Below are 18,202 nucleotides of genomic sequence, written 5' to 3' on the forward strand. Positions count from 1 at the left end.
ATAATGAAGCTATAGATTGAAAATCCAAAACTATTTTTAAATTAGGATTAAACACATGCCAGCATATAAAGCGCCGCTCCGTGACATACGTTTTTTAATGAATGAAGTTTTTGACTATTCTGCACATTATAAAACACTATCAATTGGCGAAAATGCCGATGCTGATACTGTCGATATGATTTTAGAAGGTGCTGCAGATTTTTGTGAAAATGTACTTTCTCCGCTGAATCAATCTGGTGACGAAGAAGGTTGTCATTTTAAAGATGGTGAAGTCACGACACCAAAAGGTTTTAAAGAAGCTTATAACCAATTTATTCAAGGCGGCTGGCAAGGCCTGTCTTATCCTGAAGAGTTTGGTGGCCAAGGTTTACCGATGTCATTAAACCTAATCAAATCTGAAATGATGGGGACTGCAAACTGGTCATTCACCATGTACCCAGGTTTGAGCATGGGATGTATGAATACCATCCTGCAATTTGGTACAGACGAACAAAAAAATACCTATATGCCACACCTGACTGCGGGTACATGGTCAGGAACAATGTGTCTGACTGAACCACAATGTGGTACAGACTTAGGTCAAGTAAAAACTAAGGCTGAACCTAATGCTGATGGTACTTACGCGATTACAGGGACAAAAATCTTCATCTCTGCGGGTGAACATGATTTAACTGAAAATATTATCCATATCGTTCTTGCGCGTCTTCCAGATGCACCAGCAGGGACTAAAGGTATTTCATTGTTTATTGTGCCTAAATTCATCCCTACAGCTGAAGGTACAGTGGGTGAACGTAATCCTGTGACTTGTGGTTCTATTGAACACAAAATGGGAATTCGTGCATCTGCTACAGCAGTATTAAACTTTGATGGCGCAACAGGCTATCTGATTGGTGAAGTGAATAAAGGCTTACATGCAATGTTCACCTTCATGAACACGGCGCGTATTGGTACTGCTGTACAAGGCCTTGCTCACGCGGAATTATCATTCCAAGGTGCTTTACCATACGCAAAAGACCGTATGTCTATGCGTGCTCTATCTGGTAAAAAAGATCCAGACAAAGTGGCTGATGCAATCATTCACCATGCAGATGTACGTCGTATGCTTTTGACTCAAAAAGCATTTGCAGAAGGCGGTCGTGCAATGATTTATCATGCCGCTCAACTTGCAGATAAAATGACTGATGCAATGTTACAAGGTGATCAAGCAAAATTTGAAGAATATGATGATAAGCTTGGTTTCTATACCCCAATTCTCAAAGGTTTCTTAACAGAAATGGGGCTTGAATCTGCGAATTTGGGTATGCAAGTGTTTGGTGGTCATGGCTATATCAAAGAGCATGGCATGGAACAAATTGCACGTGATGCACGTATCGCGACTTTGTACGAAGGTACGACAGGTATCCAAGCACTTGATTTAATTGGTCGTAAAGTGCTGCTTTCATCTAAAGGTAAAGTGGTTCGTGAATATACCGCTGAAATCTTGAAATTCTGTGGTCAACATGCACGTAACAAATATATGCGTCGTTTTGCTTGGGATTTAACCAAGATCTGTGCGCAATGGAACGCTTTGACTGTACGTATTATGCTTGCAGCACGTAAAGACCGCGAAATCGTATCATCTGCTTCTGTGGATTTCTTGATGTTCTCTGGTTATGCAATGATGGCTTACTACTGGGCTCAACAAGCAGCAGTCGCTTCTGAAAAACTAGCGTCTGGTAATGGTGCCGAAGTTCCTGAGTTCTATAAAGCAAAAATCAAACTTGCAGATTTCTACTTTGAACAATTATTACCACGTTCACAAGGTCATGCTGAGTCTATGGTAAATCCATCTCGTACCATGATGGCACTTGATGCAGAACATTTTAGTTTTGATTACTAAAATTTAAGATTTCTGAAAAAACAAAGAGCGCTACGGCGCTCTTTGTTTTTTTAAATATAACAGTGCAAGCTGCACTACAGTGATATTCATTTACTTGTAGCAGAAGCCCATCCTTGAAAGCCTGAACTTAAAAATGCCCTTAAGCGCTTGCTTTAATGCTTTTAAAAATTGACCTGTTTAAAAGCCAACAGATAATTCTGTCATCCCCTACTATTGAGTTTTAGAAGCGGGTTGAGTAATGGTTTTAATCAACTTAAATCGATTTTTTTCGAGCACATAAAAACGTGTAGTCACTTGATCCACTTCATAGTTTTGATTCATATGCTCTTCTTGTGTGACCAAGAGACGGCTGTTTGGACGTGTTGCAACCACATCTTCAGTCCGTTCCTCCCCACCAAAGCCATCCGCTAAAAGCTGACCCGTACGTTTATTGACAAAAGAATAGACTCTACATCCCCCGCCACAGCCCCACATGGTGGTGACATATTCACCGGCAAAATCTGGTTTTTGTGTTAATGCTTCTCTTAGTCGAGTGCGGAACATATTGGCACTTGGATCTGAAAGATCAAGTTTCGCGGTCTTGCCTGTATACACAGCCTTCACAGGATAGTCGCTAAATTGAGGAACATCGTTTTTTGCATATGCCAGTGATAGGCTTGCCACAGCAAATAACATACTGATTAGAAACTTATTCATTGTGATGACCTTAACTTTTAATAGATTATTGTTTTAAGTCAGATCATAACAAAAGCTAAATTTTTATGCTGTAGATTTATAGAAACTCTTCCAGCACAGAATTTAAAAATACATGACCTTGCGCTGTACATGCCAACTGTGCGTCATCATTCAACATCAATTTACGCTGTTTTAATGAACCAATTACCTGATCTAAATCAGACAAATTCAACCCTGTACGTTCAGGATAAATGTGGGCATGAACACCCTCATTTAAACGTAAAGCATTCATCATAAATTCAAAAGGCATGTCTTGTTTTTCAATACGTTTAAATTGCAAATGTTCAGCAGGCACTTTGGCTAAGTAGTCTTTAGGCAAACGGGTTTTTTGAAAACGGTATACACCATCAGCTTGGGTAATTTTGCCATGTGCCCCTGCCCCAATCGCTAAATAATCGCCAAATTGCCAATAATTTAAATTATGTGATGACGGTTTTTCTTTACGCCATGCAGACACTTCATAATTGATAAAGCCATTGGCCTGTAAATATTGTTCTCCCTGTTCTTGGATGGTTTCCAGAACATCATCTACAGGCAAAATAGGTTGAGTGCGAAAAAAAACCGTATTCGGTTCAATGGTCAATTGATACCATGAAATATGGGTTGCCCCATTTTCGACTGCAAGTTTTAAGTCATACAAGGCTTGTTCTAAAGTCTGTTCTGGTAAACCATGCATCAAATCTACGTTGACGCGTTGAAAACCCGCTTGTTTGGCATGTTGAATGGCGGAAACAGCATCATCATTGGAATGGATACGCCCCAGCTTTGTTAGATGATCAGGATTAAAACTTTGCACCCCAAGCGATAAACGATTAATCCCAACATCTAAATAGTCTGCAAAAGGATCATGTTCAACTGTCCCAGGATTGGCTTCCAAAGTAATTTCACAATCCTGCTCAAACGGTATTAAAGCTTTTAACTGGGAAAAAAGCCACTGATAACCTTGTGCAGAAATCAATGACGGGGTTCCACCACCAATAAACACACTATGAATTTTACGTCCCTGAGCAAAATCCACTTGGGTTTTAAAGTCTTCAACCAATGCTAGCAAATATTCTTGCTCTAAATCTAAAGACAGCTTCCCATCAGGTACAGCATGTGAGTTAAAGTCACAATACGGACACTTACGGACACACCACGGCATATGGATATAAAGCGACAAAGGTATATTTTGAGGTGTTAAATCAGTCAAAGAAAGCTCAGAACAAGTTTAGAGAGTGATTATTTTAACATGACTTCTACCATCCGATTAGAACAAGTGATCAATTTGCTTTAGACTAAACATTAACAATAAAAGTAGATGAAGAAGAATGCTGAAAATATCGAGTCAATTATTGTTCCTTTTACCACTCACTATGGGTATTGGCATCGCCATGACCTTTCAAACAGCTCTTAACACTCAACTACGTGAATATCTTCACTCTCCATTACAAGCTGCCCTTTTATCCTTTTTAGTTGGTACACTATTGCTCGCTATTTTGGTGATTGTACAAGCTGAACAAAGACCAACCCTTTCCAGTTTAGCGTTGATACCTTGGTATCTTTGGCTGGGTGGCTGTTTAGGTGTTTATGCAATCAGTATGAGCATTTATACTGCACCGAAATTGGGTTTTTTAACCCTGTCAGGCTTAATTATTTTTGGACAAATTGCAATGTCGATGATCGTTGACCAATTTGGACTACTGGGTACAGATAAAACGCCAGTCAACTGGCAACGTCTTTTAGGTGGCGTGGTGATTTTTATAGGTGTGCTTCTCACTCTACAACGCTAACCAATCTATTTTCTAAGCACATTTAAAACGAGTATTTACTGTGTCTGCATCGATAAAAGCCACAACTACCCGCTTTGAATTAAAGCAACTTTTTAACTTAATGCTCCCAATATTAATCACTCAGTTTGCTGCGGCAGGCTTTGGATTGATTGATACCATTATGGCTGGGCATATGTCTCCCGAAGATCTCGCTGCAATTGCTGTTGGTGTAGGTTTATGGATTCCTGTCATGCTGCTGTTTAGTGGCATCATGATCGCAACTACACCTTTAGTAGCAGAAGCCAATGGCGCACGCACTCCAGAAAACATCCCTTCGATTGTTCGTCAGTCTTTATGGGTTGCCTTATTGCTGGGTATTATTGGTATGCTCATTTTACAGATTATTCCTTTATTGTTACCTTTGGTTGGTGTGCCTGAATCTTTATTGCCTAAAGCCAGTTTGTTTTTACATGCAATTGCTTTTGGTATGCCTGCTTTTACCATGTATTCAACATTGCGCGGCTATTCAGAAGCTTTAGGCTATCCTCGTCCAGTTACAGTGATTAGCCTTGTAGCACTTGTGGTACAAATTCCGCTCAATTTTATTTTTATGTATGGGCTTGGTCCGATTCCACACTTGGGAAGTGCGGGCTGTGGTTTTGCAACAGCCCTGTTGCAGTGGATCATGTTCATCACGATTAGCATCTATATTTTAAAAGCCAAACGCTATCAAGCGACACAACCCTTAAATATGTTTGAGAAAATAGACCGCGTACTGATTAAACGCATTCTCAAACTGGGATTGCCGATTGGTTTGGCGATTTTCTTTGAGGTCAGTATTTTCAGTACAGGTGCAATTGTACTCAGTCCGCTTGGTGAAGTTACCGTTGCAGCACATCAAATTGCCTTATCCATCACATCGCAATTGTTTATGATTCCGATGTCATTGGCTTTAGCCCTGACCATTCGTACGGGCACTTATTATGGTGAAAAGAATTGGTATGCGATGCGTAAAGTGCAGAAAGTTGGATTAATGACCAGTACCTTATTCGCCTGTATTACCATGCTACTCCTGTTGATTCTTCGTCCACAGATTGTGTCTGTTTATACCAGTGACTATGATGTTTCCCAAGCAGCAATATATTTAATTTTATTTGCGATTGGTTACCAACTTATGGATGCATGGCAAGTCAGTGCTGCAGGTTGCTTACGTGGAATGCAGGATACCAAAGGCCCAATGTGGATCACCATGCTGGCCTACTGGGTCATCGCTTTCCCTGTTGGGATTTATTTGGCACGTTATACCGATATGGGTGCAGCTGGGGTCTGGACAGGACTGATTATCGGACTCACGATTGCCTGTGTTTTATTACTGACACGCTTATATACCAATAATAAAAGGTTAAGTCAGGCTTAATTTAGATTTATTTGATTTAAAGCGTTTAGCTAAAAAATAATGCTGTTTAAATACAGCATTATTTTTTATAAGTGTACTTTATTTTACTCAGATTGAAGCTGATAGGCTTGCTGAAACTTTTCAGACATCTCAGATTCATTGCCAACCTCTTTTACAATGGCTTGCCCGACAATGACATCAGTTCCATTAAACGTCATCGTTGGAGAACCATATAACTCATAGCCGTCATTTAAAGCTTTACTGACCCGTGCACAGAAATTCACATCATCCTTACCAGTTAAATAACGATAAACTTTCATGATCCAACAACGATTAAAATATTGAAGAATATTTTAATCCAAAACCACTGAGAAGAGACCGATAGCATGCTGGATATTTTAAGATTAAAAATAGCCAAGTAGAAACAAACGCTTAACAAATTAGAGTAGGCAGTTTAACAATAGTCGCCTATGATCAAAATGAATTAAACGTTTAATCCCAATTAAAGGATAGTTACGAATGTCGAAAAGTACCAGTACCCCAGGTCGCCGCTTTATGAAACTTGCGAGTATGACTGCAAGTATCGCGACGAAAACGGTATCAAATTCAATTCGTAACTTTAATGCGGATGAAGAACAAAAAAATGAAGCCCGCAGTAAGCTGTTCCAAGATATTGGTGTTCAAATTGCAGATACCTTAGGAGAAATGAAAGGTGCTGTGATGAAAGTTGGTCAAATCGCCTCGCAATATAAAGATATCTTTCCACCTGAAGTCGCACGAGCAATCGCTAAATTGCAACGTCAAGCGCCTGCAATGCCATATGCCGAAATTAAACAACAAGTAGAACGCGAGCTAGGCAAACCGATTGATCAAACATTTCTGCATTTTGAGGAACAACCCTTCGCAGCAGCGTCTATTGGCCAAGTTCACAAAGCCATGTTAAAAAATGGCACTGAAGTTGTGGTCAAAGTACAATATCCTGGGGTAGATGAAGCATGTGAAAGTGACTTAAAACAGGTTCGTTTGGCATTACGCTTAATGGGTGTTTTAAAAGTAGATAAAAAATTACAAGATCGCTTATTTAAAGAAATTCAAGACAGCTTACATGAAGAACTCAATTACGAAATTGAGGCACAAAACTTACAAGTTTTTAGAACATTCCATCAAGCTTTGGACACAAAAATTATTATTCCCAAAGTGTTTACAGACTATTCGAGTCGTCGCATCTTAACCCTAAGCCTTGAAAAAGGTGAAAGTATTGAGACTGCAAGTACTTGGGATTTATCTGTGCGCAATGAAATTGGTCGACGCTTAATATTGGCATTGGGTCAACAGATTTTCTTCTTAAAACGTTTCCATTGCGACCCTCATCCTGGCAACTTTGCTTTCCGTGAAGACGGCAGTGTGATCATTTACGATTTTGGTGGTGTAAAAACCTTATCCAATGAAATCATTACTCATTTTAAAGCCTTGGTCAGAGCTGCACGAAAACAAGATATTGTGACGATTGAAGAGCATTTAACCGTTTTAGATGCGTTAGCTGAAAAAGGTAAATTTCCAGTAGAGTTATATGAGGCATGGCTTGAAATTTTATTACGACCATTGACCACACATTATGATTTTGCTGAAAATTCAGCACATCATGATGGCATCAAACTGGTGAAAAAATCGTTAAAATATTGGGATGTATTCAAACCATCACCAGATACTTTAATGGTAAATCGGACAATTTCAGGCCAATACTGGAATCTGATTCAACTTAAAGTCAATGATAATTTAAAAGACCTCTTTGAAGAGCTGGTGCCTTTACAAGACTAAGTTTTTTATTGAAATCGACTGCATCCAATTTATTTAAAAGTGACAGGATCAACACATTTATTTTAAAAATTTCGTTATGCGCTTCATCTAATTTTAAGAATAGAGCTTTACATTAAACTTATATTTGAAGTCTAAGCCAGATCCTCCTGCTTAGGCTTCTTTTTTTATCTCACTTTTTTCAAATCCGCTAGACAACAAGAATACCCATCAAATGAAGTACTTTACAAACCAAATGTAATATTATAACATTGCACTGTATTTAAATAATTAGAGGTTAAAACCATGCGCCAAGGTATCCACCCAGAATATCGTCAAGTGTTATTTCATGACACCAATGCCAATGCATACTTTGTTATTGGTAGTACGATCAAGACAACAAACACCAAAGAATATGAAGGCACACAATATCCTTATGTCACACTCGATATATCCAGTGCTTCACATCCTTTCTATACAGGTGAAATTCGTCAGGCAAGCAATGAAGGTCGTATTGCCAACTTCAATAAACGCTTTGCCCGTTTTAAACGTTAATTGAACTGTATGTTGTGTCTAAGCCTAAGCTTCCCTCAGCTTAGGCTTTTTCATTTTGAATATTGCACATTATTTTGTGGATAAAAGCATTTGAAAAATATAAAAGCCTATCGCTAAACAGATCACACCAACAATCACACTAGAAACAGTATAAGCCAAAGCAATTGGAAACTGTCCCTGCCGAATCAGCTGGAATGTTTCCAGACCAAAACTGGAAAAAGTTGTAAAACCGCCGAGGATTCCAACCATTAAAAATAATCGAGTTTCATTCTGTAAAATAGGATAGCGTTGGGTAAAAGCAAAAAAAATCCCAGCCAAGAAACAGCCCAAGATATTGATCGACCATGTTGTCCAAGGGAATAGGCTATGTGGTTTAGAAATAATAAACCCTGCACCATAACGTAAACTTGCACCAATTGCCCCACCGCATGCGACCAATAGCCAATTCATGTTTAGATATCCTTAAAACTTTTTAAAAAACGCATTTACCCACCATCCGATTTTTTACAGCTCAGCTTGTTTATAAGCAGCTTGTGTATAAGCGGATAGTTATCCACAGATTAACATGGAGAAGCTTAACGATCTAATTTAAGTGGCAACTCATTTCTGACATAAAAGTCCAAAGTTGGCACAACAAAGGCAAATACATCTTGTTCACGAACACCCCATTGTTGTAGCAAGGGGCAAGCAATATTAAGCACTTGCGCAGGCAGAACCTGACTAAAATCAAAAGGCATTTCAATATCCCCTTGTGATAGTTTTTCAGGTTGATCGACCCATTCTACCCATGCATGGTCTTGTTCAGCCAGATATTGAATGGCCTCATCCCATGAAGAGAATAAATTTTGCCACGCCTCAGGTAAGCGCGGATCTGTATTGATTTGAACCGTGCTGGATAATTGATAAACTGGATCAAGTTCAAGCTCTGTTTGAATCAGCTGTTCAGAGACTTGGTGAACAAATTTCTTTGCATATTGTGCTGGCATCGCATCACTTGCCAAACGCCCACTCAAAACATAAAGCTGCTGGTCAATCACAACTTGCTCGAAAATCACCGTTTTATCCTGTTGTATAGGGGCAATATAAAAGCGCCAATTGCTTTGTTTCGGTGATGGCATCAATTTACGTAATGGACCTAAAAAAGAAAAACCAAAATGTTCATGCTGATATATCAGTATGGTAAAAATCGTTTTCCCTTGCTTTTCCCATAACTGAATAGGCTGTGGATAGCGTGAACGAACTTGATCTATATCCACCAACCACGACAAATACACAAGATTCTTGACCTGACTTTGTAGCTGTAGAAAAGGAATAAAACCCATCAAGATACGGCGTAGTTTTAATAATAATGGGCGTTCAGCAAAAAGACCGATCAGGCTCAAAATAAAGTTTGAATCTTTATTTTTAATATTATGACGATTCATACCGACCTATTTTTATGGATTTCGATGCTGTTATTTTAGCAAATATGGTTAAAGATTGGCCCATCTCAAAATATTAAATAGCATTACTGAATTATTTAACCATAGGCTATGATATTGGCACGATTTAACACGGAATTTTCACATCATGGCTCAAGAATTATTGAAACAACTTCAAGCAGGCGATGCAAAATTTGCAGATGTCATCAGTCATATTGAAGCTCGTTATACCCACACACCGACTGCATTTCAAAATGGTCAACAGCATAATGCTGCCACAGAGAACCAAGGCAGTGCTAAAGTTTTTTCTTTTGCACAATTAAATGATTTAGATCAACAACAAACACTGAATCTATTTGCAGAGCATTATGCTGCTGTTTTAGCAACGCCTGATGCAACAGACCATCAGAACATTCGCCAATTTATGCAAAATGGCTGGAATGGCATCAAATTTGAAGGCAATGCTTTAACTGCAAAATAACAACAATACAATTAAGTCAGGGATCTATTCGATCCCTTTCTACACGGTTATGGACGCTCATCATATTGAGGTAAACCGTCGCAAATGGTATCCCACTCTGCTTTATAAGCAGTAAAAATATGCATTGTTGGCTTCTGTTCTAAAGCTGTATCTAAAGTTCCAATTCTTAAACGATAGGTATCTGGTGTTTCTGCTTTAATACTGATGATCGGTGAGCCACATTCTTGGCAGAAACAACGTGTTGTTGTTGCTGTCGATGCAAATTTTTTCAGTAATTCCTCACCTTTGGTAATCTTAAAATCTGCTTTTTGAATTGGTGCATTGGTCGCAAATGCTGTACCATTGGCTTTACGACAACGTTGGCAATGACACTCAATCACGTCTCCAATTTCACCATGAATCTCATAGTGAATACCGTCACACAAACAACTTCCTGTGTATATTTTTTCAGCAGACATTGAGAAAATCTCCCTATTTCAAAGGCTATTGGCAATAGCATCAAACTAGCATAAAAGTCGCGTTTTTAATCAAAACACCATCATTTTTTTTGCCTAATCTCATCTATTGAGATATTGATGTACACCCTCACCCGCAGCACGCCCTGTCGCAAAACACGCAGTTAACAAATATCCTCCTGTCGGAGCATCCCAGTCCAACATTTCACCACAGCAAAATACTGAGGGATTGGATTTAAGTTGTAAATGCTGAGTTAATACGGCTTGCTTTATACCCCCTGCACAACTGATTGCTTCTTCAATGGGGCGAAATCCTTCTAACTCAATTTTTAAATGCTTAATCTGTTGTGCTAATTTTTCTGGGTTGTTCCAAACCGATTTATCAACCAATTCACGAATCAGATTCGCTTTAACTGTATCTAAACCTGCTTTGCGCCAGATATTGGTACTGGATTGCTTTTTGGACGGCTGCAATTTCTGAGTAAGTTGTTGAACAGTTTGATCAGGTAACAAGTCCAGATAAATCGACAGGGGTTGATTGTGCTGTACCAACTGACGTAATAATCGCCCCTGCTTATAGATTAAGCCACTTTCTAGTCCATAATGGGTAATCACAATATCACCTTGTGTCTTTGCAGAATTATCTACCCAAGCGTCTACGCGTTTAAGAGGCTGACCAAAGACAGGTTGCATATAGTTTGACCATGCCCGAACCACACCGGCATTACTCGCTTGAAACGCTTCAATTTCAGAAGCAGGCAACCACTTTTGCCATGCGCCATCACTGCCCAAACGTGACCATGACACAGCACCGCATGCCAGAATAATCGCATCAAAATCTAACTGCTGTGCTTGATTGTTCCTGAGATCAAGAATTTCGAGTTGTTGCTGCTTTAAATCGGTTATTTGATGACGATAATGAAATTGAACGTACTGCACTGCCAATTGCTTTAACCAAGCACGTAACAAAGGAGCGGCCTTCATTTCTACAGGAAAAATTCGCCCTGAACTTCCCACATAGGATTCAATTCCTAAGCGATGCATCCAATTTTGAATCCATGTCGCATCCCACTTTTCAACCCAAGGTCTTAACCATTCCCCATGATCATAACGTTGAATAAATTGTTCAAATGCTTCTGCATGGGAAATATTCAGCCCCGTCTTTCCAGCCATCAAAAATTTACGTGCAGCAGAAGGTTTCTGTTCAAAAACATGAACTTCATAATCAGTTGTAGACTGACTTAAAACATCTGCAGCCATTAAACCTGCTGGCCCTGCCCCGATGATGGCAATTTTCTTAATTGGCATCAGACGGCTCTGATTGGTAGTCAACACTTTGACCCTGACGTGGTCCGACCTCATCAAAACGAGTTTGATAGTGTTCAGGTTTAGCAATAATCAATTGCTGACACAATTCACCACGTTCTAAATATTTAATTTCAAAATGCGTACGTGCTGAATCTGATGCAATCGTTTGTTTTTCATAAGGCAGTTTCCAAACATCTTTTAGTTGCTGTTCTGCTTCAGCAATATATTCAGGAATATTACTGGCTAACGTGATACTGCCATTTGGAGATAATCTGGAAAGCAAAAATTCAAAAAAAGGCATATTTAACCAGCGCTGCGCAGGATTATGCGGTTCTGGATTTGGATAGAGAATAAAAAACTGTTGTACCTGATTGGGATAAAGTGCATGCACCACCCATGGCAATGCATCAGCATGAATAGGGGTTAAATTTGTTTGACCTTCCAGCTGATGCTGTTTTTGCATGGCAATAAATTTTTCACGGGTTCTTTCTATCGCAATCAATTTCAGTTCAGGGTGCTGTTCAGAAAAGAGCAAAGCATGTTTGCCCTTTCCTGCCCCAATTTCTACACAAATTGGGTTATTTTCAATACATTGAAAATCACGAGGAGCATGCATACGCTGTGCTTGAAATTGACGAATCGACATAATCAGATCAAACTAACAAGAAATCGTTCACAAGTTTAACAACTCTTTGCGACTTTTGCTTTTTTAAATGAGGATTTCCATATGTCTAAAACTTTTCCTTGCCCTCGATGCGGCGAACCGTCTACTTGGGCGGGTAATGAATCTCGTCCATTTTGCTCTGAACGTTGCAAACTCATTGATTTAGGTGCTTGGGCCAATGGAGACTATACATTACCTACAGAAGATGCACCTCAAGCAGAGGATTCTGAAGCTTTCTGAAAAGCTTCAGCAAACTACACTTACTTTAATTACCTATACTTTATTCTTGTTTAGAAAATTTTAAAAAAACTTACAATTACACTTTACAATAAGCATTTATTTTTGAATATATCGCGATATCATACAGCTTGTTTTCACACTTGTATAAAGTCTAATCAGTTTCAACTCATCATGAAAGGTGGAGTAGTCAAGGTGTCAATAGGCTTAAAATTTTTTGTCGCTCTCTTAGCAATTTTATGTGTATTTTTTACTTTTATTGGAGTATATATTCTTGATTTTTCTCTTCTAGCAATCGGGATTTTATTTGCAACTATAATATTATTACTCAAATTGGAAATGATAAAATAAAAATGATTTAAAATAATTAAGTAACTTAATTTCAATGAATACAACTATTCTTGAATATTATCATGAAAATAGTCCCTCTTATTTCAATGATAGATTAAGTAATGTCTAAAAGCTTTATTGTGAAATAAGAAATATAAACACTGTTCTTTAATCGATTTATCTAAGCATAATTTACATGACTATTTAAGTGGCTTATCGTGCATTTAATCATATATAAAATATTGAATTAGAAAAACAATGATGAATAAATCATCTACGACTTCACAATTTTATTATTAATTATTTTTTATAATGAAGTCAGACAGCGAATACTTAACCCGCTTTACTTGCCACAAAAGGATTGTGTTGCTTTTCAAAACCAATGGTACTCATTGGACCATGCCCTGAAATAAATTGAGTTTCATCAGGCAGGGTAAAACATTCACGCTGAATTGACTCTAAGAGCTGTTGATGGTTGCCTTTTGGAAAGTCAGTACGGCCAATTGAACCTTTAAACAGTACATCTCCTGTCCAAAGCACACCATATTTGGCATTGTAAAAAATGACGTGGCCTGGTGTATGTCCTGGTGCAAAACGCACTTCAAACTCTTCACCCCCTAAGCTTAACTTTTCGCCACCCTCTAACCATTGATTGACATGAACAGGCTCAGGAATTGGAAATCCATAACGGGCAGATACTTCTTGAATCATTTCTAACCAAAACAGGTCTTCTTTATGCGGACCAATCACAGGCACATTCCATTCTTTGACCAATGCACCTACCGCACCAGCATGATCCAAATGACCATGTGTTAACCACAATGCTTTGACTGTCAGTCCTAATGCTTCAACTTCTTGTTTTAATTTCTCAGGCTCACCACCAGCATCAATCAATACCGCTTCTTTGGTTTCCGAATCCCAAACAATAGAACAATTTTGGGCGAATGCAGTAACGGGTACAATCTTGACTTGTAACATGATAATTTTCCTAAAAAACCCTATACCTGTAAATGAAACTTGAGTGTATTCAATTGAGTCTGTAAAAGTTGCTCAAATAAGTCAATATGATCCGCACGGCTATTTAATGCAGGAATGTAAGCATAGTGTTTGCCCCCTGCTTTTAAAAATAATTCAGCATTTTGAATCGCCAGCTCTTCCAAGGTTTCTAAACAATCTGCCGAAAATGCAGGGCTTAACACTTGAACAGATTCAACACCTTGCACTGCCCACTCTTGTAAGAGCTGGTCGGTATAAGGTTTTACCCATTCTTGTTTGCCAAAACGGGATTGGAAACTGATCGCCCATTGGTCGTCTCTTAAATTCAACAGCTGTGCCACCTTAAGTGCAGTGATACGACAACGCTCTGCATAAGGATCACCTTTATCTGCATAAGGCTGTGGGATCCCGTGAAAAGACATCAACAGTTTAGTGGCTGGTCCATATTGCTGCTGATAATCACGCACACTGTTGGCTAGCGCCTGAATATAAAGTGGGTGTTGATAATAATCTCGAATAAAACTTAAACCCGGGATATTGCGTTGCTTTAACAACCATTGTGCAACGGCATCATATAAAGGGGCGGTTGATGTTGCCGAATACTGTGGAAATAACGGAAAAAGAATAATATGGTCATACTGCTTGTTTTTCGCATCATTCAATACAGCATCAATACCTGGTCGCCCATAGGTCATTGCTGGCACAATCTCTAAATCTAAATCAGCATTGGTACTTATTAATTTTTTTTGTAGCGATTCAACTTGTTCAAATAGAATTTCACGCATAGGTGAATCATTTGACCAGACTTGTGCATAAGCTTCAGCAACACGCGTTGGTCGAAAAGGCAGAACAAATGCATTTAAAATAATTGCCCATAAAATTTTGGGAATTTCGATGACACGCTGATCTGATAAAAACTGCTTTAAAAAAGCCCGAACAGCTGGAGCTGTAGGCGCATCTGGTGTCCCTAAATTGGCAATAATAATCAGAACTTTAGGTTTAGATAAAGACATTTTCACCCGATTTACACAATAGTTTATCTCGTATGATCAGCTTAACAGAGTCTTTATCTAAACAAAATTTTTTATCTTGACTCACTCAATTTATTTAACTTAAAAAATTGAAGAGCGACTGCTAATACGTTGTGAATTTTCAAGTAATTTTACGCATTTATCTGTCATCTGCCATAGCATACGCTGACGATCATCACGCCCCACAGGAATGATCCATTCATTTTGACGGACTTGCTGCTTAATCGTATGCAATGAACGCACATTAATCTGCGCTCTAGACACAGCATGGGCACGTGGCATCACCACTTGTGCGTCGGTTAAACCCGTATTATTCAAATATTCGTTTAAGACTTTAGAGAAAAAATCCTCAGACGTCGGTTGTCTAAATTCAACTGATAAGATTTTTAACAGCTCAGCCCAAGTCATCTCACGCGCTGGCGATAACTCTTTAAAATTACCATCTTGATAGGCATGCATTCGATAATCAAAATTAAACACTTCATGTAATGAAACTTTGGGTAAAGTTAAAAATGGATCTGCTTCTTTTTTCCCTTGCTCTACGGAAATATGCGCCAACTTCGCTTTTAAACGATCAATCTCATCTTGTAGGACTTGAATATTCTGAGGTCTTACCCATCCTACAACAGGATAGCGCTCTAGCATTTGTGGCATATATGAACGTACCGCAAGTTCTAAATCTCGTAAAGTTCGATAGCTAACGACTTGCTCAACTTCTTTTTGTAGTTGATGTCTAAATTCATTAAACTTTTCTTTTAGCAGCGTACTTTCTTCTTTTAAATGCGGTTCGCGAAATTCAGGACTCTCATGCATAAATACAATAATTGGTTTCTGTTTGGTCACCGCATAAATATATTCAAGATGTAAATAACTCACCCCTGAAACAGATTGTTCACCGTACTGACTCCCCAACAACAATAAAACGTAATCACAGTCATCTATCTGACGACGTGCAAATGCGGTACTTAATGGTGTCCGTTGTTCTAATCCCCAAGAAAAAAAACCCATCCCTATAAGGGTTTGTGACACGACCATCCGTTCTGGCTGCATTTCTTTGCCAGATGTTGTAATAAAAACTTGATACCGTTTATCGAGCATAGGTTAACCCATTCTTGTCACACCCTACTTAAATCCATCCATGAGCTTTAAGTTGGATATGCCCTACACTTATGAAAATATATTAAATCTGTTCAATATTGAAAGAATTAGCCGAGTTTTTCAACAATATTTTCTACAGACCATGTAATTTTTGGTTGTATGAGATGTCTGATGACATTTTCTAATTGTTTTGCATTTCCCCCACTCACAAAACATTGTAAACGCACCCCTTTTTCTTGCAAGCTACTTGATATTAACTCATTTTTTAACAATATACGCGCCGTTTGTCGTGCAACCGCTAATCCAGAATCAATTAAGTTAAGCTGAGGGCCGTATAATTCTTGAATACTTTGTTTTAAGTAAGGGTAATGGGTGCAGCCCAACACCAAATAATCTGAACCTTTGGCAATGACTGGATCTAAAACCTTTTGCAGGCTATGTTTGCATTCCAAACTGTTATAACGTCCAGATTCAATCAAGGGAACCAGTTCAAGATTGGTAATCGTCAGTACTTCAACATTGGCAGGTTCTGCAAAACGCTGCATCACATCTTTGATCAATTTTCCACGAAAAGTGGCAGGTGTAGCCAAAACTGAAACCACTTTAGACTGGGTTTGTAGCACTGCTGGCTTTAAAGCAGGCACCAGCCCAACAATAGGAAAGTTTTCACCATAATGATCACGTAAATAATCCAGACTAAATGCTGAAGCGGTATTACATGCCACAACTGCGATTTTACAACCTTGACGATATAACCACTCGATTGCTTGCGCAGTTAATTCACGAATATTTTGATCCGTCCGTGGGCCATAAGGGACATGTGCAGTATCGGCATAATAAACAATACGTTCATTTGGCAAATAATTGGCAATTTCCTGTGCAATAGAAAGCCCACCGATACCTGAATCAAAAATACCAATCGGGGCATCTGCCAAGGCTTTTGGCATTGGATTTTCTAGAGGAGAGAGAGGAAGAATCGCGCTCATTTGATCCACTATTGGCATACGGTAAAAATAATTAACAAGATTAAACCTCAAGTCCCTAATTGCAAGTGAAAATCACCACTTTCTAAAGATAAAATGGTATCTCCTTGTTCATTTTCAAGAAATTTCCCATATTCAATCAGATGAAAAAAAGCAGAACGTTGAATCAAGGCATTTATCCCGAAACGAATATGTACATAAGGTCTTAACTCACCTTGATATTCACGCATAAATATAGGGTGTTCTGGATCAATCAGTGTAATGTCTTGATTGGTGGTGGTAACTTGTAGATAGACCTGCCCATCGAGATTCACCAGATCAACTTGATTGACCAATAAAGGTTCATCCTCAACTTGAATTTCAATCTGTTCAACTGGGGTTTTTAAATAGAACTTTCCATCTTCTTTCCAAAGTACTTTTGTAAACAGGTCTAAAAGCGCTTGGCGTTTGATCAATTGACCTTCGTGCCACCATTCTCCATTGGCCTTTACCGTCAAATCCATTTTGCCACAATGCTTTGGCTGCCACTGCTCTAAAGGAGGTATTGACCTTTTGTGACCCGCCTGTACATCTTTTAAGTATTGTGCAATGCTCATTAAGTTTTTATCATCAGAATCTGGCTGATTTTGAGCCGCTGATGTTGAATTATTTTGATTTACCATGGTTTATGCCTTGCTGACTTAAAAATAATACGACTCAGCCAATTGGCTAGATTAGGGTTTCTAACTATACTAGCGCAAAATATATTATTGGTACGAGCGTTAATTCGTATCACGGAATTTTTAGAACACTCATGGCAGCACCGATTTATTAATTCCCAATAAATGCTCACGGTTGCCACCCTTAGAAATATGAGGAGTCCTACATGGAACACATCGAACGTGAATCGATGGAGTTTGACGTAGTGATCGTAGGCGCAGGCCCTGCGGGTCTTTCTGCTGCGATTAAAATTCGTCAATTAGCTCTTGAAAACAATCTTCCAGACCTTTCTGTCTGTGTGGTTGAAAAAGGCTCTGAAGTTGGTGCGCATATCCTTTCTGGTGCTGTACTTGAACCTCGTGCAATCAATGAACTTTTCCCTGACTGGA

The 18,202-nt window shown here is 38.8% G+C and carries 21 protein-coding genes; 8 read left to right on the forward strand and 13 right to left on the reverse strand.

Going from position 1 to position 18,202, the window contains the following annotated elements:
- Window positions 1-55 precede the first annotated feature (55 nt).
- A complete protein-coding gene (locus ACG916_RS07110) occupies window positions 56-1,879 on the forward strand; it encodes an acyl-CoA dehydrogenase C-terminal domain-containing protein (RefSeq protein ID WP_004725609.1) in 1,824 nt (607 codons plus the stop codon).
- 210 nt (window positions 1,880-2,089) lie between these two features.
- Here ACG916_RS07110 and ACG916_RS07115 read toward each other — a convergent pair whose 3' ends face one another.
- Window positions 2,090-2,575, reverse strand: coding sequence for a hypothetical protein (locus ACG916_RS07115; protein ID WP_419327718.1), 486 nt, complete (start codon window positions 2,573-2,575; stop codon window positions 2,090-2,092).
- 76 nt (window positions 2,576-2,651) lie between these two features.
- Window positions 2,652-3,806, reverse strand: a complete 1,155-nt coding sequence (gene hemW / locus ACG916_RS07120; protein ID WP_336953469.1) for a radical SAM family heme chaperone HemW — start codon at window positions 3,804-3,806, stop codon at window positions 2,652-2,654.
- Between the two features lie 118 nt (window positions 3,807-3,924).
- Here hemW and ACG916_RS07125 point away from each other — a divergent pair, with 118 nt between their 5' ends.
- Both ACG916_RS07125 and ACG916_RS07130 read left to right on the forward strand, forming a co-directional pair.
- Complete coding sequence (locus tag ACG916_RS07125; protein WP_419327719.1) at window positions 3,925-4,386, forward strand: DMT family transporter; 462 nt, start codon at window positions 3,925-3,927, stop codon at window positions 4,384-4,386.
- Between the two features lie 40 nt (window positions 4,387-4,426).
- On the forward strand, window positions 4,427-5,782 hold the full coding sequence (locus ACG916_RS07130) for an MATE family efflux transporter (protein ID WP_419327720.1): 1,356 nt from the start codon (window positions 4,427-4,429) through the stop codon (window positions 5,780-5,782).
- Window positions 5,783-5,865: 83 nt separating this feature from the next.
- Here the strand turns inward: ACG916_RS07130 and ACG916_RS07135 are convergent, their stop codons facing one another.
- Complete coding sequence (locus tag ACG916_RS07135) at window positions 5,866-6,081, reverse strand: DUF1737 domain-containing protein (protein WP_034616427.1); 216 nt, start codon at window positions 6,079-6,081, stop codon at window positions 5,866-5,868.
- A gap of 199 nt (window positions 6,082-6,280) precedes the next feature.
- Between ACG916_RS07135 and ACG916_RS07140 the strand changes: the two genes are divergently transcribed.
- On the forward strand, window positions 6,281-7,579 hold the full coding sequence (locus ACG916_RS07140; protein ID WP_336953466.1) for an ABC1 kinase family protein: 1,299 nt from the start codon (window positions 6,281-6,283) through the stop codon (window positions 7,577-7,579).
- Between the two features lie 282 nt (window positions 7,580-7,861).
- Window positions 7,862-8,110 carry a type B 50S ribosomal protein L31 gene (locus tag ACG916_RS07145; protein WP_004816804.1) on the forward strand — a complete coding sequence of 83 codons (249 nt, stop codon included), beginning with the start codon at window positions 7,862-7,864 and terminating at the stop codon, window positions 8,108-8,110.
- A 69-nt stretch (window positions 8,111-8,179) separates the two neighbouring features.
- On the opposite strand, the gene crcB is transcribed toward ACG916_RS07145, so the two are convergent.
- Both crcB and ACG916_RS07155 read right to left on the reverse strand, forming a co-directional pair.
- Window positions 8,180-8,560: a fluoride efflux transporter CrcB gene (gene crcB, locus ACG916_RS07150; RefSeq protein WP_034616430.1), complete on the reverse strand. Its 381-nt coding sequence runs from the start codon at window positions 8,558-8,560 to the stop codon at window positions 8,180-8,182.
- A 125-nt stretch (window positions 8,561-8,685) separates the two neighbouring features.
- On the reverse strand, window positions 8,686-9,534 hold the full coding sequence (locus ACG916_RS07155) for a hypothetical protein (protein WP_419327721.1): 849 nt from the start codon (window positions 9,532-9,534) through the stop codon (window positions 8,686-8,688).
- Window positions 9,535-9,679: 145 nt separating this feature from the next.
- Between ACG916_RS07155 and ACG916_RS07160 the strand changes: the two genes are divergently transcribed.
- Window positions 9,680-10,012 (forward strand): HopJ type III effector protein, encoded by a 333-nt coding sequence (locus ACG916_RS07160; RefSeq protein ID WP_336953464.1) that lies wholly within the window; start codon window positions 9,680-9,682, stop codon window positions 10,010-10,012.
- 47 nt (window positions 10,013-10,059) lie between these two features.
- Here ACG916_RS07160 and ACG916_RS07165 read toward each other — a convergent pair whose 3' ends face one another.
- The 3 genes from ACG916_RS07165 to ACG916_RS07175 form a co-directional block, all read right to left on the reverse strand.
- Window positions 10,060-10,470, reverse strand: a complete 411-nt coding sequence (locus ACG916_RS07165) for a GFA family protein (protein WP_336953463.1) — start codon at window positions 10,468-10,470, stop codon at window positions 10,060-10,062.
- Between the two features lie 99 nt (window positions 10,471-10,569).
- Window positions 10,570-11,775 carry a TIGR03862 family flavoprotein gene (locus tag ACG916_RS07170; protein WP_419327731.1) on the reverse strand — a complete coding sequence of 402 codons (1,206 nt, stop codon included), beginning with the start codon at window positions 11,773-11,775 and terminating at the stop codon, window positions 10,570-10,572.
- Window positions 11,765-12,427 carry a class I SAM-dependent methyltransferase gene (locus ACG916_RS07175; protein WP_419327732.1) on the reverse strand — a complete coding sequence of 221 codons (663 nt, stop codon included), beginning with the start codon at window positions 12,425-12,427 and terminating at the stop codon, window positions 11,765-11,767. The genes ACG916_RS07170 and ACG916_RS07175 overlap by 11 nt, the downstream gene beginning before the upstream one ends.
- Before the next feature lie 75 nt (window positions 12,428-12,502).
- Between ACG916_RS07175 and ACG916_RS07180 the strand changes: the two genes are divergently transcribed.
- Window positions 12,503-12,679 (forward strand): DNA gyrase inhibitor YacG, encoded by a 177-nt coding sequence (locus tag ACG916_RS07180; RefSeq protein ID WP_336953462.1) that lies wholly within the window; start codon window positions 12,503-12,505, stop codon window positions 12,677-12,679.
- A gap of 660 nt (window positions 12,680-13,339) precedes the next feature.
- Here the strand turns inward: ACG916_RS07180 and ACG916_RS07185 are convergent.
- From ACG916_RS07185 to ACG916_RS07205, 5 genes are all read right to left on the reverse strand, one after another.
- Window positions 13,340-13,984, reverse strand: coding sequence for an MBL fold metallo-hydrolase (locus tag ACG916_RS07185; protein WP_419327722.1), 645 nt, complete (start codon window positions 13,982-13,984; stop codon window positions 13,340-13,342).
- A gap of 20 nt (window positions 13,985-14,004) precedes the next feature.
- Window positions 14,005-15,015 (reverse strand): ferrochelatase, encoded by a 1,011-nt coding sequence (hemH, locus tag ACG916_RS07190; RefSeq protein WP_336953460.1) that lies wholly within the window; start codon window positions 15,013-15,015, stop codon window positions 14,005-14,007.
- 99 nt (window positions 15,016-15,114) lie between these two features.
- Window positions 15,115-16,131: a DUF4062 domain-containing protein gene (locus ACG916_RS07195; RefSeq protein WP_419327723.1), complete on the reverse strand. Its 1,017-nt coding sequence runs from the start codon at window positions 16,129-16,131 to the stop codon at window positions 15,115-15,117.
- Between the two features lie 107 nt (window positions 16,132-16,238).
- Complete coding sequence (gene murI, locus ACG916_RS07200; RefSeq protein ID WP_419327724.1) at window positions 16,239-17,117, reverse strand: glutamate racemase; 879 nt, start codon at window positions 17,115-17,117, stop codon at window positions 16,239-16,241.
- Between the two features lie 47 nt (window positions 17,118-17,164).
- The gene (locus tag ACG916_RS07205) at window positions 17,165-17,776 is read right to left on the reverse strand and encodes a DUF1285 domain-containing protein (RefSeq protein ID WP_419327725.1); all 612 of its coding nucleotides are present in this window, start codon (window positions 17,774-17,776) and stop codon (window positions 17,165-17,167) included.
- A 203-nt stretch (window positions 17,777-17,979) separates the two neighbouring features.
- On the opposite strand from ACG916_RS07205, the gene ACG916_RS07210 reads away from it, so the two are divergent.
- Window positions 17,980-18,202, forward strand: a 223-nt coding sequence (locus tag ACG916_RS07210; protein WP_419327726.1) for an NAD(P)/FAD-dependent oxidoreductase, incomplete at its 3' end; no start/stop codon positions are given.

It is taken from the genome of Acinetobacter legionensis (genome assembly GCF_048552295.1).
Lineage (GTDB): Bacteria > Pseudomonadota > Gammaproteobacteria > Pseudomonadales > Moraxellaceae > Acinetobacter.